Source organism: Pseudonocardia xinjiangensis, assembly GCF_050948425.1.
GTDB classification, from domain to species: domain Bacteria; phylum Actinomycetota; class Actinomycetes; order Mycobacteriales; family Pseudonocardiaceae; genus Pseudonocardia; species Pseudonocardia xinjiangensis.
Genome location: NZ_CP192009.1, coordinates 3502466 through 3517461, shown reverse-complemented (window position 1 = coordinate 3517461; position 14996 = coordinate 3502466). Strand labels below are relative to the sequence as shown.

Here is a 14996-nt window from a genome sequence, read left to right as displayed (position 1 = left end):
CAGCGCTCCCGGGTCACGGCTTGGTGCGGAAGGCGAAGCCGTTCTTGTCGCAACCGATCGACCCGCTGCCGTACGCGCCGGTGTCGGCCAGGCAGTTCCACCCCTGCACGTTGAGGACGTGCGCCGTGCCCTGCGACTTCGTCGGGGCCTCCTGGTAGTACTCGGTGATGACGTCGATCGCCTCGGTGCACCCGACGATGCCGGCCGAGGTCTCCTCGGCGATCAGGTCCACCTGCTTGCCGCCCTTGGGGCCGACCTTGCCGCAGTTCACCGCGTCACCGCTGGACCCGGAGTAGGACTTCGTCCCGCTGTCGTAGCCACTCGGCGCGGGAGCCGCAGCGGCCTTGGGGGCCTTCGCAGTGGAGTGGTGGGTGGCCGGCGCGCCCTGCTCCACCACGGTCACCGGCGGCGCCAGCGGCACCAGCCCGGACGTGTCCTGGGCCGCCGGGACCTGCGCGGCCGGGACCTGGGCGGACGGCACGTTGGCGGCGGCCGGGGTGACGGAGACCCCGGGCACCGAACAGGCCGAGACCAGGCCGATCGCGGCGAACATCAGGCCGACGGTGAACCGCCGAGCAGCGTGCGGACCCATGGGAACTCCTCGTGATCAGGTCGAGAACACGGGCCTCCGCGGGATCGCGGCCGGTCGCCGTGCACCGACGGGCGCGCCTTGTCGCAGCGCCCGGTGGTGATCACGTGAGGGTGGTTCCGGCGGTTCACAGGATTCTCAGGGTTTCCCGGAACGCCTGATCCAGGTCGATCAGGTGATGTCGAGCGTGCCGGTGAGCGGGACACCGGGCCGATATGCCAGATATCGGTAGGACGGCGCGTCGAGCACGGCAAGGTCGGCACGGGCACCGACACCCAGGTGGCCGACGTCGTCGCGGCGCAGCGCCGCCGCGCCACCGGCGGTGGCCGCCAGTACGGCCTCCGCCGGGGTCATCGCCATCTCCCGGACCGCCAGCGCCACGCACAGCGCCATGGACGAGGAGAAGCACGTGCCGGGGTTGCAGTCGGTGGCCAGCGCGAGGGTGACACCGGCGTCGAGCAGGCGGCGGGCGTCGGGGTAGGGCTGGCGGGTCGAGAACTCGACGCCGGGGAGCAGCGTCGCGACCGTGATGCCCGACGCCAGGGCCGCGACGTCAGCCTCGGTCAGGTGGGTGCAATGGTCGACGCTGGCGGCGCCCAGCTCCACCGCGAGCTGCACGCCCGGCCCCGGGCCCAGCTGGTTGCCGTGCACCCGCAGGCCGAGCCCGGCGTCCCGGCCGGCCGTCAGCACCGCGCGGGAGGCCGCGCCGTCGAAGGCGTGCGGTGACGCGGGTTCGCAGAACACGTCGATCCAGCGCGCGTGCGGGGCACAGGCCGCCAGCATCGGACCGGTGACCAGCGCGACGTACTCGTCGACCCGGCCCGCGTACTCCGCGGGCACGACGTGCGCGCCGAGGAAGGTCGTCTCGTCGGTGACCTCCCGGGCGAGCCGCAGGGCGCGCTCCTCGTCGGCCACGGTCAGCCCGTACCCGCTCTTGATCTCGACGGTGGTCGTGCCCTGGGCGCGCATCTCCGCGACGAGCCCCCGCAGGCGCGCGCGCAGCTGATCCTCGTCCGCCTCGCGGGTGGCCCGGACGGTCGAGGCGATCCCACCGCCGTCGTAGGGGACACCGGACATCCGGGCCTCGAACTCCGCCGAGCGCTCCCCCGCGAACACGAGGTGGGCGTGGCTGTCGACGAACCCGGGCAGCACGGCCCGGCCGCCGACGTCGACGCGCTCGTCCGCGGCGGGAGCCGCGGCGGCCGGGCCGACCCAGGCCACCGCACCGCCCTGCACCACGAGAGCGGCATCGGGCACCAGCCCGAGCGGACCGGCACCGAGGGAGGGATCGTTGGTGACGAGCTCACCGACCCCCGTGATCAGGGTGGCGGCGTGCGACATCGTGCCGGTGGCCGTCTCGACGCTGGTCATGACGCGCTCCAGAGGGGCTCGATCGCCTGGCGTAGCAGTGCTCCGACGTCGCCCAGCCGGTGGACGCCGCCCGTCACGACCGGGACGCCGCCGACCAGCACGGTGTCGACGTCCGCCGCGCCGGCCACCAGCACCACCTGCTCGGGAGCGGCTCCCGCGGTGCGGGGACCGTCGAGGCGCACGGCGACCAGGTCGGCCCGCTGCCCCGGGGCGATCCGGCCGGCGTCCGGCCGGCCGAGGCAGGCGTGACCCGCCGCGGTGAGGGCGTCGACCAGCTCGGCGGGCGGGAACCGGCCCCGCTCCCCGCGCGCGAGCCGCTCGTGCGACTCCACCAGCCGGGCCTCGGCCAGCAGATCGGTGCTGACGTGCTGGTCGCTGCCCACCGCGAGCGGCGAGCCGGCGTCGCGGAGCGCCCGGAACGGGCCGATCCCGTCGGCGAGGTCCGCCTCGGTGCTCGGGCACGCGCAGACGGTGGTGCGCGAGCCGCCGAGCAGCGCGATGTCCCGCCCGGTCAGGTGGGTGGCGTGGACGGCCGTCGTGGCGGCACCGAGCACGCCGTGCCCGGCGAGCAACTCCGTGGGGGTGGCCCCGTAGAACGCCTGGCACGCCGCGTTCTCCCCCGGTTGCTCGGACAGGTGCACGTGCAGCGGGCGGCCGGCGGCGGCCGCCACGACGAGCGGCAGCTGCGCCGCGGGGACCGCGCGGACCGAGTGGATCGCGGCGCCGATGCGCACCGCGCCGTCGGCGAGCCCGGCGCCGTCGGCGAGCCCGGCGAGCCGCGCGGCCCAGCCGGCCGCGTCCCCGTCGGAGAACCGGGCCTGCACCTCGTCGGGCGCGGTGTGGCCGGCGTCGTCCAGCCCCCCGGACAGGTAGCAGGCGTCGAGCAGCGTGAGCCGCACCCCGGCCTCGGTGGCCGCCCGGATCAGCGCGTGCCCCATCGCGTTCGGATCGGCGTACGGCACGCCGCGCGGGCCGTGGTGCAGGTAGTGGAACTCCCCGACGGCGGTGACGCCGGCCAGCGCCATCTCCGCGTACGCCGCCCGGGCCAGCGCGAGGTAGGAGTCCGGGTCCAGCCGGGCCGCGACGGCGTACATCAGCCTGCGCCACGTCCAGAACGTGCCGCCCCGGTCGTGGGTGCGGCCGCGCAGCGCCCGGTGGAAGGCGTGGCTGTGGGCGTTGGCGAACCCGGGCAGCACGAGACCGGGCAGCCGCTCGTCGCCGGGCGCGGGCGCCACCCCGGTCTCGACCGCGGCGATCCGGCCGTCGGCGACGGCGATGCGGACCCGGGGCACCGGACCCGGCGCGAGCCAGGCCAGCTCGCACCAGAACGACCGCCCCGGCGGGGGCCGGGTCGAGGGTGGGGTCACCCCAGCTCCTCCACGACCCGGGCGAGGGCCGCGACGCCGCGGTGGCAGTCATCGGTCTCGGCGTGCTCGTGCGGGGAGTGGGACACGCCCGTCGGGTTGCGCACGAACAGCATCGCCGTGGGCACACCGGCGGCGGAGAGGATCCCGGCGTCGTGGCCCGCCCCGGTCGGCAGCACCGGCGCGGGCCGCCCGGCGTCGCCGAACAGGACCTCACCGAGCAGGACGGCGAGCCGGTCACGCAGGACCACGTCGAAGTCCGTCGCCGGGGTGAAGGACTCCTCCACCGGGTCGGCTCCGGCCGCCGCGCCGACCGCGGCGACCACCGACCGCACGCCGCGCTCCGCAGGCCCGCGCGCGTCCAGCCACGCCGTGACGGCCGACGGGATGGCGTTCACCCCGTTCGGTTCCACCCGCAGCTTGCCGATCGTGGCCAGGGCCTCGTGCCGTTCCGCCGCACTCCGTGCGGTGGCCACCGCCGCGGCCAGCGCGAGCATCGGGTCGTCGCGGTCGGCCAGCCGGGTGGTGCCGGCGTGGTCGGCGCGGCCGCGCAGGTCGAGCCGCCACCGCCCGTGCGGCCAGATCGCGCTCGCCACGCCGACGGCCGCACCCTCGCCGTGCTCCTCGTCGACCAGGCCCTTGCCCTGCTCGACGTGCAGCTCGACGAAGGTCCCGATGCGGCGCAGCGTCTCGGCGTCGGGGCCCACCTGGTGCGGGTCGTGGCCGCCGGCGGCCATCGCCTCGGCCATGGTGGTGCCGTCCGCGTCGGTGAGCGAGCGGGCGCGGTCGGCCGGGAGCGCCCCGGTGATGATCCGGCTCCCGGCGCACGCCACCCCGAACCGCGCGCCCTCCTCGTCGGAGAAGACGGCGACGCCCAGCGGGCGCCGCGGTCGCCGGCCCGCGGCGCGCAGCACGTCCAGAGCCGCCAGCGCCGACACCACCCCCAGCGGACCGTCGAACGCCCCGCCGTCGGGCACCGAGTCGAGGTGGCTGCCGACCACCAGCCCGGGCCCGTCGGCGTCGGGATCGCCCCACCACGCCCAGAGGTTCCCCGCCCGGTCGGAGGTGACGTCGAGCCCGCGCCGCTGCGCCGCGCCCACGAACCACTCCCGCAGCGCCGCGTCCGCCGCTGTCCACGCGAAGCGCCGGTACCCGCCGGTCCGCGCGTGCCGCCCGACCGGCGCGAGCTCGCCCCAGAGGGCGTCGAAGGCGGCCGCCCCCGTTGCAGCAAAGCCACTTTCATGCCATCTCGTTGCCGCAACGTGGCTTTGCTGCAACCCGGGTGGGGGCTGGGCGGTCATGCGTGTTCCTGCATCGGAACGCGCAGGTGGTGGGCGTGGGCCACCTCGGCGGCCGTCTCGTACCCGGCGTCGACGTGGCGCAGCACCCCGCTGGCCGGGTCGTTGGTGAGCACGCGCTCGATCTTGCGGGCGGCGAGCTCGGTGCCGTCGGCCACGGTGACCTGCCCGGCGTGCAGCGACCGCCCGATCCCGACGCCACCGCCGTGGTGGATCGACACCCAGCTCGCCCCGGACGCGGTGGTGACCAGCGCGTTGAGCAGTGGCCAGTCGGCGATCGCGTCGGAACCGTCGGCCATCGCCTCGGTCTCCCGGTAGGGCGAGGCCACCGACCCCGTGTCCAGGTGGTCGCGGCCGATCACGACGGGCGCCGACAGCGCACCCGAGGCGACCATGTCGTTGAACCGCAGCCCGGCGCGGTCGCGCTCCCCCTGCCCGAGCCAGCAGATCCGGGCCGGCAGTCCCTGGAACGCGACCCGCTCGCGCGCCGCCCGGATCCAGCGGTGCAGCCGGTCGTCGTCGGGGAACAGCTCCAGCACGGCCTCGTCGGTGGCGTGGATGTCGGCCGGGTCGCCCGACAGCGCGGCCCACCGGAACGGCCCCTTCCCCTCGCAGAACAGGGGCCGGATGTAGGCCGGGACGAACCCGGGGAACGCGAACGCGCGCTCGTAGCCGCCCTGGCGGGCCTCGTCACGCAACGAGTTGCCGTAGTCGAACACCTCGGCACCCGCGTCCAGGAACCCCACCATCGCCTCGACGTGGCGCGCCATCGACTCGCGCGCCCGCTCGGTGAACTCCTCCGGCTTCGCGGCCGCGTACTCCGGCCAGTCCTCGAGGTCGACACCGTCGGGCAGGTAGGACAGCGGGTCGTGGGCCGAGGTCTGGTCGGTGACGACGTCCACCTCGACGCCGCGGCGCAGCAGTTCCGGCAGCACCGCGGCGCAGTTGCCGACCACCCCGACCGACCACGCCCTGCGCTCCCGGCGGGCCGCCTCGCAGCGGGCCACCGCGTCGTCGAGGCCGGTGGCCAGCTCGTCGAGGTAGCGGTGCTCCACCCGCCTGCGCAGCCGGGCCGCGTCGACGTCGACGACCAGGCAGACCCCGCCGTTGAGGGTGACGGCCAGCGGCTGCGCACCACCCATGCCCCCGCAGCCCCCGGTGACGGTGAGCGTGCCGGCCAACGTGCCGCCGAACCGCTTGGCGGCCACGGCGGCGAACGTCTCGTAGGTGCCCTGCAGGATGCCCTGGGTGCCGATGTAGATCCACGACCCCGCCGTCATCTGCCCGTACATGGTGAGGCCGAGCCGTTCCAGCCGCCGGAACTCCGGCCAGGTGGCCCAGTCGCCGACGAGGTTCGAGTTGGCGATCAGCACCCGCGGCGCCCACTCGTGGGTACGCAGCACCCCGACCGGACGGCCGGACTGCACCAGCATCGTCTCGTCGTCGGCCAGCGTGGTGAGCGTGCGCACCATGGCGTCGAAGGACGCCCAGTCCCGCGCCGCGCGGCCGGTGCCGCCGTAGACGACGAGGTCGTCCGGCCGCTCGGCCACCTCGGGGTCGAGGTTGTTGCAGAGCATCCGCAGCGGCGCCTCGGTCTGCCAGGAGCGTGCGGTCAGGGTCGTGCCGCGGGCGGCTCGGACGGGACGGGCGCCTTCCATGGCGGGCCTCCTTCGGGCCTCGGACCAGCTTGGGTCAGTGCAGGGGTCCGGTGACCGTCTCGGCCGCCGCCACGGCGGCACCGGACGCGACCAGCTCCACCGCCGCCTCGATCTCCGGGGCCAGGTAGCGGTCCGGGCCCGGCCCGGGAACCTGCTCACGCACCAGGTCACGCACCGCCCCGGTCGCCGCCGCCGGCACCAGCGGAGCCCGCAGATCCAGCGCCCGCGCCGCCGTCAGCAGCTCGACCCCCAGCACCCGGGCCAACCCGTCGATCCCCCGACGCAGCTTCCGTGCCGCCGCCCATCCCATCGAGACGTGGTCCTCCTGCATCGCACTCGTCGGAATCGAGTCCACCGACGCGGGAACCGCCAGCCGCTTCAGCTCCGCCACCACCGAGGCCTGCATGTACTGCGCGATCATGTGTCCGGAGTCCACGCCGGGATCATCGGCGAGGAACGCCGGCAACCCCTGACTGCGCGCCACATCCAGGAACCGGTCCGTCCGCCGCTCACTCATCGACGCCAGGTCCGCCACCGCGATCGCCAGGAAATCCAGCACGTAACCCAGCGGCGCACCATGGAAGTTGCCGTTGCTCTCCAGCCGCCCGTCCACCGTGACCACCGGGTTGTCGACCGCGGCGGACAGCTCACGACCGGCCACCGACTCCGCGTGGGCCACGGTGTCGCGGGCGGCACCGTGCACCTGCGGTGCACATCGCAACGAGTACGCATCCTGCACGCGCGTGCATTCCGGCGTCCGGTGGCTCGCCATGACCGCGGAACCCGCCAGCAGCACCCGCATGTTCGACGCCGACGCCGCCTGCCCGGGATGGGGACGCAGCGCCTGCAGATCCGCCGCGAACACCGCATCCGTGCCCAGCAGGGCCTCCACGCTCATCGCCGCCGCGAGGTCGGCGCTGCGCAGCAGCCGTCGCAGGTCGTGGCAGGCCAGCACCAGCATCCCCAGCATGCCGTCGGTGCCGTTGATCAGCGCCAGACCTTCCTTCTCCTCCAGGACGACCGGCGTGATCCCCGCCGCGGCCAACGCCTGCGCGGCGGGCACCAGCTCACCCGACCCGTCGCGGACCGTGCCCTCGCCCATGGCGGCCAGCGCGCAGTGCGCGAGCGGCGCGAGGTCCCCCGAACACCCCAGCGACCCGTACTCGTGCACGACGGGCGTGATCCCGGCGGACAGCATCGCGGCGTACACGCGCGCGGTCTCCACCCGCACCCCTGTGCGGCCCGTCGCCAGCGTGGAGAGCCGCAGCACCATCAGGGCCCGCACGACCTCGCGCTCCACCTCCGGGCCCGACCCCGCCGCGTGCGACCGCACCAGGCTGCGCTGCAGCGCAGCCCGCCGATCCAGCGGAATGTGCCGCGTGGCCAACGCCCCGAACCCCGTCGACACCCCGTAGTGCGGCCGGACGTCCTCCGCCAGCGACTCGACGATCTTGCGGCTGGCGGCGATCTCGTTCTCCGCGTCGGCGGAGAGGACGACATCCGCCCCCTCCCGGGCCACGGCGAGGACGTCTTCGGGCGATAACGGAGCGATTCCGACGGTGACTGCATGCATCAGTGCATGGGACACCCGCCCCCGGCCCGGCCACCACAGGCCGTCGGCGAACTCTGTCCGGGATGCCGGACAGTTGCTAGCGTCCTCGGGTGCCCGGCCATCCACTGAAGGTGCCCGCGGCGCACCAGGTGCTGGCCGTTCTGGGCTATCTCGCCCGGCAGGCCGGTCCCGTGCCCGCGGCGGCGATCACCCGCGACCTGGAGCTCCCCCGGTCCACCACGTACCAGCTGCTCACCACGCTGGCCGAGAGCGGGTACGTCGTGCACCTGGCGGACGAACGGCGCTACAGCCTCGGGGTGGCCGCCTACGAGCTCGGCACCGGCTACGTGCGCCAGGCGCCGCTGCAGCGCATCGCGCGGGTGCCGCTCGGCCGGCTCGTGGACCGGACGGGCGACACCGCGCACCTGGCCGTCCTGCACGGCCGGGAGGTCGTCTACGTCATCGAGGAGCGCGCCCCCGGCCGGCCACCCCTGGTCACCGACGTCGGAGTGCGGCTGCCCGCCCACCTCACCGCCAGCGGCCGGGCGATGCTCGCCGCGCTGCCCGCAGCGCAGATCCGGGCGCTCTTCCCGCAGCCCGACGCGTTCGTCACGCGCAACGACAGCGGTCCCCGGTCACTCTCCGCGCTCCGCAGGCTGCTCGTGGAGACCCGCCGCCGCGGCTATGCCGTCGAGGACGGCGAGGTGACGCCCGGCTTCGTCTCCGTGGCCGTGGCCGTGCTCGACCACGCCCGCTACCCGATCGCCAGCGTGGCCATCACCTTCCCCCGCCACCCCACCGCCGCCCACCACGACGAGCGCGTCGACGAGGTGAAGCGGACGGCGCGGGCGATCGCCCACCGGGTAGGAGGCCGGGCCGCGGAGTAGCCCCGCCCCGGGTTGCGGTCGTGCCCCGGAAGGGCCGGGGGTCAAGGGCGCGTCGCCGGGAGCACGTGGTCGCCGACCTTGTCGGTGCTCAGGCAGAGCGAGCAGACGTGGGCGTCGTGCGTGTGGCACGCGACCATGTCGGGCCGCTCGAAGTCCTGACGGCAGACGTGGCAGCCGAGCACCTCACCGGACGGGTTGCCGTGCTCGTCGTACATCGGCAGGTCGATGCCGTCATCGGTGCGCCGCAGGTAGTACTTCCCCTTGGTGGCCAGCGCGATGACGGGCGGGAGAACGAGGCCCAGACCGATGGCGACGAGAGGCGAGAACGGCTGGATCCCCGATCCGAGCGCCCCGAAGAAGGCCAGGATCGACACGCCGGCGGCAATCAGCATCGAGCCGAAACCGACCGGGTTGAACGAGTAGATCATCCCGCGCCGGAACTCGGGCTCCTTCGGCGAGATCTTCAGCAGGTACTTGTTGATCGCGATGTCCGAGGCGACCACGACGACCCAGGCGATGCCGCAGTTCGCGTAGAAGCCCAGGATCGTGTTGAGGAAGTCGAACATGTTCGCTTCCATCAGGATCAACGCGATCAGGAGGTTGACGCCGAGGAACACCAACCGGCCCGGGTAGTGCTTGGTGACGCGGGTGTAGGAGTTGGTCCACGCCAGCGAACCGGAGTACGCGTTGGTCACGTTGATCTTGATCTGGCTGATCACGACGAGCACCACGGCGAGGGTCAACGCGGCCCAGCCGGGCATGATGTCCTGGTAGATCTCCAGGAACTGGTGCACCGGCTGGTTGGCCACGGCCGTGCCGCCTGCGATGTTGGCGATGATGTAGACGGCGAGGAAGAGCCCGATCACCTGCTTGATCGCGCCGAAGATCACCCAGCCGGGCCCGGCGAGGATCATGGCGGCCCACCAGCGCCGCGAGTTCTCCGGCGTCTTGGGGGGCATGAACCGCAGGTAGTCGATCTGCTCGGCGATCTGCGCGATGAGCGACAGGCACACGCCGGCGGCGAGCATGATCGATGCGAGGCTGGGCGCACCCTGGCCGTTCGCACCCTGGTAGGCGAAGAACGAGTTGACCGACTCCGGATGGGTGATCAACAGGTAGGCGAACGGCAGCACCATCAGGACCAGCCAGATCGGCGTCGTCCAGAGCTGCAGCTTCGACAGCAGGGACATCCCGTAGACCACGAGCGGGAAGATGATCAGCGTCGATATCGCGTACCCGAGCCACAGCGGGATGCCCAGGCCGAGCTGGAGACCCTGGGCCATGATCGAGCCCTCGAGCGCGAAGAAGATGAACGTGAACGTCGCGAAGATGACGTTCGTGACCACCGATCCGTAGTACCCGAACCCGCTGCCGCGCGTGATCAGATCGAGGTCAAGATTGTACCGGGCCGCGTAGAACGCGAGCGGGAAACCGGTGGCGAAGATGACGACGGCGAAGACCAGAATGCCCCACAGGGCATTCGTCGTGCCGTAGGAGATCCCGATGTTCGCACCGATGGAGAAATCGGCCAGGTAGGCGATCCCACCGAGCGCCGAAACCGCCACGACGCCGGGCGACCATTTTCGGTAGCTGCGCGGGGCGAAACGCAGCGTATAGTCCTCCAGTGTCTCTTTTGCGGCGGTACCGACATCGGTGGCCGCGGTTGTTTCGGTCGCAACGAGCGACGGTTCTGGTGACACGCGCTGACCTCCGAGTATTCGTGCTGCCCTCTTCAGCGAGTATGTGTCAGCACTCGGCCCGGTCGGTTTCCTTGCGATAATGGCTGTGTTACACCCGATGATCAGCCACGGGGCTCAGCCGAGCTCCCCGGCCACCGCGGTTGCCGCCTGCGCGAGCAGGGCGTCGTCGGTGGACGCATCGGCGGCTGACCGGCTCGACAGGATCGCCACCACGAGGGGCGGCCCCGCCGGGGGCCGGACGACCGCGACGTCGTTGACGGTGCCGTAACTTCCCGTGCCGGTCTTGTCCCCGACCCGCCACCCGCGGGCAGCCCCGCGCGGATCCGGGTGTCGCCCGTGGTGTTGCGGACCAGCCAGTCGGTGAGCAGTGCGCGGTCGGGCCCGTCCAGCCGTTCCCCGAGCACCAGTTCCCGCGCGTCGGTCGCGAGCGCCCGCGGGCTGATGGTGGCGCGCTCGTCCCCGGGCACCGCGCTGTTGAGGTCGGGCTCCCGCTCGTCCGCCCGGTGGGTCAGCTCCTGCCCCGTGCCCGTGTGCACGGCGTACACCCCGAGCCGGGCGTCGAAGCGGCGTCCAGCTCGGCGAAGCGCTCCAGGGCGGCCGGGCGCACGGGGGCCGGGCCGGGCGGCGGGGGCACGGCGGCGGACGGCGCGCCCGCACGGGGTGCGCAGCCGGCCAGGGGCGCCAGCATCATCGCCCGCAGGATCGCCCGCCGGGACGGGGCCCGAGTCCTGCCGTGCCCGCTCACCCTTCGCCCCCAAACCCGCGACGCACACCCTCGGCGCTCGGGGGCTCCTGGCGGGTGCGTGAAACTAGCGTCCCCCGCCGGAAGTCCACCACATATCTCGACGGCCCAGCTCCCCGCCGGCCGCACCGGCGACCGGCCCGAGTACACCCGGTACGAGGACCGTCCACCGGCGCACCCAGCAGAAACCTGGATCCGCCGATATACGCACCAGACTTCCGGCGGGGGACACTAGCGCTCCAGGCGGTAGCGGATCAGCCGGGAGCTGTTGCCCACCACGGCTACGGACGAGGCGTTGTGCAGGATCGCCGCTACCACCGGGCTCATCGCTCCCCCGGCGGAGACGAGCAGGCCCGCCGCGTTGACCGCGATCGACATCCCGTAGTTCTGCCGGATGAGGCCGATGCTGCGCCGACCGAGGTCGCGCAGGTCGAGCAGCTTGCGCAGATCGTCACCGGCCAGCGCCACGTCGGCCGTCTCGACCGCAACGTCGGTGCCCGCCACCCCCATCGCGATGCCGATGTCGGCCAGCGCCAGCGCCGGGGCGTCGTTGGTGCCGTCCCCCACCATGGCGACCGTGTACCCCTCGCGCTGCAGCGACCGGACGAGGTCCTGCTTCGCCTCCGGCGAGACCTGGGCCTGGAACTCCTCGATCCCCAGCTCGGCGGCCACCGCCGCGGCCGTCGCGGGATGGTCACCGGTCAGGAGCACGACGCGGCGCACCCCGTCCGCGCGCAGGGCGTCGAGCACCTGGCGCGACTCCGGGCGCACCGTGTCCCGCAACGACACCAGCCCCACCAGCGTGCCGTCCACGGCCAGCAGCAACGGCGTCTCGGTCGCCCGCTGCAGCTTGCGCACCCAGTCGTGCGCCCTGCGGCTGATCGGCACCTTCTCCCGGCGCAGCAGCTCGCGGCTCCCGATCAGCAGGATCCGGCCGTCGGACTCCACCCGCATCCCCTGCCCGAGCAGCACCTCGCACTCCTCGTGCGGCGGGATCGTGATGAGCCGTTCCTCGGTGGAGCGGATGACGGCCTGGGCCAGCGGATGCCGCGAATGGATCTCGGAGCTGGCAGCGTGGGCGAGCACCTGCTCGGGCGTCCAGTCGTCGCGGAAGGAGATGACGTTGGTGACCACGGGACGGCCCATGGTCAGGGTGCCGGTCTTGTCGACGATGAGCGCGTCCATCCGGCCCGCGGCCTCGAGGTGCGCGCCGCCCTTGATCAGGATCCCGCGCCGCGCGCCGTTGCCGATGGCCGCGCTGATCGCCGTCGGCGTGGCCAGCCCGACCGCGCACGGGCAGGCGACGAGCAGCATCGTCATGGCCCGGCGGACGTCGCGGGTGACCAGCAGTGTCAACGCCGACAGGGCGAACGAGGTGGGCACGAACCGGCGGGAGAAGTTCTCCCCCACGGTCTGGATCGGCGCCCGGTCGTGCTGGGCCTGCTCGACCCGGTTGATGATCCGGCCGATCGCGGTGTCGGACCCCACCGCCGACGCCCGCACGACCAGCCGTCCACGCAGCAGCACCGTGCCGGCGGGCAGCTGCGCGCCGACCGTGACGGAGACGGGCAGCTGCTCCCCGGTGATCGCCGCCTGGTCGACGATGCCATCACCTTCGACGACCTCGCCGTCGACGGGCAGCACGACGCGCTCGTGCACGACGACGTCGTCGCCGATCCCGAGCTGGTCGATGTCGACCTCGAGTTCGGTGCCGTCGGCGAGCCGGATCCACGTCCTGGTACGGGCGCCGGTGAGCAGCTCGGCGATCGCGCGCCGGCTCCGGCGCAGCGTCAGGTCCTGCAGGTACTCGCCGATGTTGAGCAGCCACAGCACCGTCAGCGCGACGACGTTCTCGCGCAGCACGAGGCTCGCCACGGTGGCGGCCGAGACGAGGGCGTCGGTGCCGGCTCCCTTGCCGCGTCCCAGCGAGCGCACCGCGCCGCGCAGGAACGGGTAGCCGGTGAAGATCGTGACGCCGGTGGCCACCGTGCGGCTGGTGGGCCCCAGCATCGGCGGCCTGCGCAGCCCGTAACGGCGCAGGCCGAGCGCTGCCAGCGCGACCCCGCCCACGACGAGCCGGACCAGGTCACCGTTGGTCACGTCGGCGGAGCGGGGCGACCGCTCGGCCGTGGCCTGCGGGTCGGCGCCCAGCCCTTTGCCGATCGCCTCGACGACCTCGGTGCGGTCGCAGCGCTGGGGGTCGAACCAGACGACGACGTTGCCGGTGCGCGGGTAGGCGTGCACCTGCCGCACGTGCGGCACGGCGTCGACGGCGTCCTCCACCGCCACGGCGAGAGCGGAGCAACCGGTCAGCTCAGGGGTCGCAAACCGGACGCGGCCCGCCGCGTCCGAGACCACGGTGATCGACACGCGGCGCCCGGGCTAGTGCTCGTGGTTGTTCGCCGACGCCGCCGAGCCCGGCGGAGGGGACTGCTCTCCGAGCTTCCCCCTGGCCTCGCTGACGATGTCCGCCGTCGTGAGCCGCGCCTTCTCGGCCCCCGTCTCGGCGACACGCGCCCCGCGCAGCCCCCAGGACGTGACGGTGACCGCGGCCCCGTGGATCACGTCGCCGCGGACCAGCTTCTTGACCCCGTCGTAGGCGACCGCGCCCACCACACCGCTGGCCACCAGACCTGTCGCTCTGCCCAGGAAACCGCCGATCATGCCATCAGCTCCTCGTCCGGAAGAAACAACGAGCCTAGGTGACGAGTTGGGGGTCCTCCGGCATTCACCGCCCAGATGGCCGACCACATCGACATGAAAACCGTCACCATGCCGTTGGAGATCGGACATCGGCGATGGAAGGCGACACCGCAGCGGCGCTCCCGCCCAGGAGTTACTATCCGACACGCCCGCTCACGATCGTATGAAGGAGAAGGTTCGATGGCGTCGTCGGAAAAGGTTCGCGGCCGCGTGGTCGACGCCCACAGCCACATCGGCACGATGGACGCCTGGCAGTTCTACGACCTGAAGGAGCCGGTCAAGCCCACTGTCTACGAGTTCCCCCGGGCCAAGGACTACCTGAGCCACCTCGACGGGCTCGGGGTCGAACGCGGGCTGGTGCTGCCCAACTACGGCATCCCCGTGCAGGAGCACGCCTTCTCGCTCAACGACCTGGTGCTCGATGCGGTCACCGACAACGAACGGCTCGTCGGCGGTCTCTGGGTCTCCTTCCTCCCGCAGAACCGGGACATGACACTGCGGGCCCTCGAGCAGGCGGGCACCGACGGCATCGTCGCGCTCAAGACGACGTTCCTGCTCGGCGGCAACCCGGACCCGACCACATGGGACGAGGAGACGCGCGCGGTCGCCGAGGCCTGCTTCGACGCCGCGGAGCGCCACGGGCTGGTCTTCCACTTCCACACCAGCCCCGGCGGCGCCTCCGACATCGACAACTTCGTCCCGCTCGTCGAGGCCTACGGCAAGCGCGTCAAGATCTACCTGGTCCACTTCGGTGGCGGCGTGAGCGGCCACATCAAGCTCGTCCCCCGCTTCCTCGACTGGGTGGAGCAGGGCTACCAGGTCTACTGCGACACCACCTGGACCATCGGCTTCGGGGCCCGCTGGCTCATGACCGAGATCGAACGCCGCGGCCTCGGTGAGGACCGCGTGCTCTTCGCCTCCGACGAGCCGTGGAGCGACTTCTGGAGCGAGTACTGGAAGATCTACGGCGCCCCGGTCAGCGACGAGCTCAAGCAGCGCATCCTCTGCGACAACTACGACGCGCTCTACGGCACCCGCACCTGACCGCGCCGCCCCGCCCCCGCGGCCGCCACCCGCCCGCCCGCCCGCGAGTCGCCCGTTCCGCGCCCGCGAGTCGCCCGTTCCGGGCCCG

11 protein-coding genes and 1 pseudogene are annotated in these 14996 nt (G+C 73.0%); 2 read left to right on the top strand and 10 right to left on the bottom strand.

The features are described 5' to 3' along the window. Positions 1 to 13: 13 nt before the first annotated feature. The 6 genes from ACQPZA_RS16545 to hutH form a co-directional block, all read right to left on the bottom strand. Positions 14 to 592 carry a hypothetical protein gene (locus tag ACQPZA_RS16545; RefSeq protein ID WP_169396991.1) on the bottom strand — a complete coding sequence of 193 codons (579 nt, stop codon included), beginning with the start codon at positions 590 to 592 and terminating at the stop codon, positions 14 to 16. Between the two features lie 168 nt (positions 593 to 760). Continuing rightward, a complete protein-coding gene (gene hutI, locus ACQPZA_RS16540) occupies positions 761 to 1930 on the bottom strand; it encodes an imidazolonepropionase (RefSeq protein WP_433282836.1) in 1170 nt (389 codons plus the stop codon). A gap of 26 nt (positions 1931 to 1956) precedes the next feature. Beyond that, positions 1957 to 3327, bottom strand: a complete 1371-nt coding sequence (locus tag ACQPZA_RS16535) for a formimidoylglutamate deiminase (protein ID WP_433282015.1) — start codon at positions 3325 to 3327, stop codon at positions 1957 to 1959. After that, complete coding sequence (locus tag ACQPZA_RS16530) at positions 3324 to 4625, bottom strand: allantoate amidohydrolase (RefSeq protein ID WP_433282013.1); 1302 nt, start codon at positions 4623 to 4625, stop codon at positions 3324 to 3326. The genes ACQPZA_RS16535 and ACQPZA_RS16530 overlap by 4 nt, the downstream gene beginning before the upstream one ends. Continuing rightward, entirely contained in the window at positions 4622 to 6280 is a 1659-nt protein-coding gene (hutU, locus tag ACQPZA_RS16525; RefSeq protein ID WP_433282012.1) for a urocanate hydratase, read from the bottom strand. The genes ACQPZA_RS16530 and hutU overlap by 4 nt, the downstream gene beginning before the upstream one ends. A 34-nt stretch (positions 6281 to 6314) precedes the next feature. Beyond that, positions 6315 to 7853, bottom strand: a complete 1539-nt coding sequence (gene hutH / locus ACQPZA_RS16520; protein ID WP_433282011.1) for a histidine ammonia-lyase — start codon at positions 7851 to 7853, stop codon at positions 6315 to 6317. Positions 7854 to 7942: 89 nt separating this feature from the next. Between hutH and ACQPZA_RS16515 the strand changes: the two genes are divergently transcribed. After that, positions 7943 to 8719, top strand: a complete 777-nt coding sequence (locus tag ACQPZA_RS16515) for an IclR family transcriptional regulator (RefSeq protein WP_433282009.1) — start codon at positions 7943 to 7945, stop codon at positions 8717 to 8719. Positions 8720 to 8760: 41 nt separating this feature from the next. Here the strand turns inward: ACQPZA_RS16515 and ACQPZA_RS16510 are convergent, their stop codons facing one another. From ACQPZA_RS16510 to ACQPZA_RS16495, 4 genes and pseudogenes are all read right to left on the bottom strand, one after another. Continuing rightward, positions 8761 to 10419: a purine-cytosine permease family protein gene (locus ACQPZA_RS16510; RefSeq protein WP_433282008.1), complete on the bottom strand. Its 1659-nt coding sequence runs from the start codon at positions 10417 to 10419 to the stop codon at positions 8761 to 8763. A 258-nt stretch (positions 10420 to 10677) separates the two neighbouring features. Next, a pseudogene (locus ACQPZA_RS16505) lies at positions 10678 to 11076 on the bottom strand (hypothetical protein); the annotation flags it as partial. Between the two features lie 316 nt (positions 11077 to 11392). Continuing rightward, on the bottom strand, positions 11393 to 13531 hold the full coding sequence (locus tag ACQPZA_RS16500) for a heavy metal translocating P-type ATPase (protein ID WP_433282006.1): 2139 nt from the start codon (positions 13529 to 13531) through the stop codon (positions 11393 to 11395). A 12-nt stretch (positions 13532 to 13543) separates the two neighbouring features. Next, positions 13544 to 13825, bottom strand: a complete 282-nt coding sequence (locus tag ACQPZA_RS16495) for a DUF1490 family protein (protein WP_433282004.1) — start codon at positions 13823 to 13825, stop codon at positions 13544 to 13546. Between the two features lie 219 nt (positions 13826 to 14044). Between ACQPZA_RS16495 and ACQPZA_RS16490 the strand changes: the two genes are divergently transcribed. Next, the gene (locus ACQPZA_RS16490; protein ID WP_169400564.1) at positions 14045 to 14908 is read left to right on the top strand and encodes an amidohydrolase family protein; all 864 of its coding nucleotides are present in this window, start codon (positions 14045 to 14047) and stop codon (positions 14906 to 14908) included. Positions 14909 to 14996: the final 88 nt, after the last annotated feature.

Bases quoted from the DNA above. Each gene is read 5' to 3' on its own strand.
- ACQPZA_RS16530 (WP_433282013.1), bottom strand. From the start codon at position 4,625: ATGACCGCCCAGCCCCCACCCGGGTTGCAGCAAAGCCACGTTGCGGCA.
- ACQPZA_RS16545 (WP_169396991.1), bottom strand. From the start codon at position 592: ATGGGTCCGCACGCTGCTCGGCGGTTCACCGTCGGCCTGATGTTCGCC.
- hutU (WP_433282012.1), bottom strand. From the start codon at position 6,280: ATGGAAGGCGCCCGTCCCGTCCGAGCCGCCCGCGGCACGACCCTGACC.
- hutH (WP_433282011.1), bottom strand. From the start codon at position 7,853: ATGCATGCAGTCACCGTCGGAATCGCTCCGTTATCGCCCGAAGACGTC.
- ACQPZA_RS16495 (WP_433282004.1), bottom strand. From the start codon at position 13,825: ATGATCGGCGGTTTCCTGGGCAGAGCGACAGGTCTGGTGGCCAGCGGT.
- hutI (WP_433282836.1), bottom strand. From the start codon at position 1,930: ATGTCGCACGCCGCCACCCTGATCACGGGGGTCGGTGAGCTCGTCACC.
- ACQPZA_RS16490 (WP_169400564.1), top strand. From the start codon at position 14,045: ATGGCGTCGTCGGAAAAGGTTCGCGGCCGCGTGGTCGACGCCCACAGC.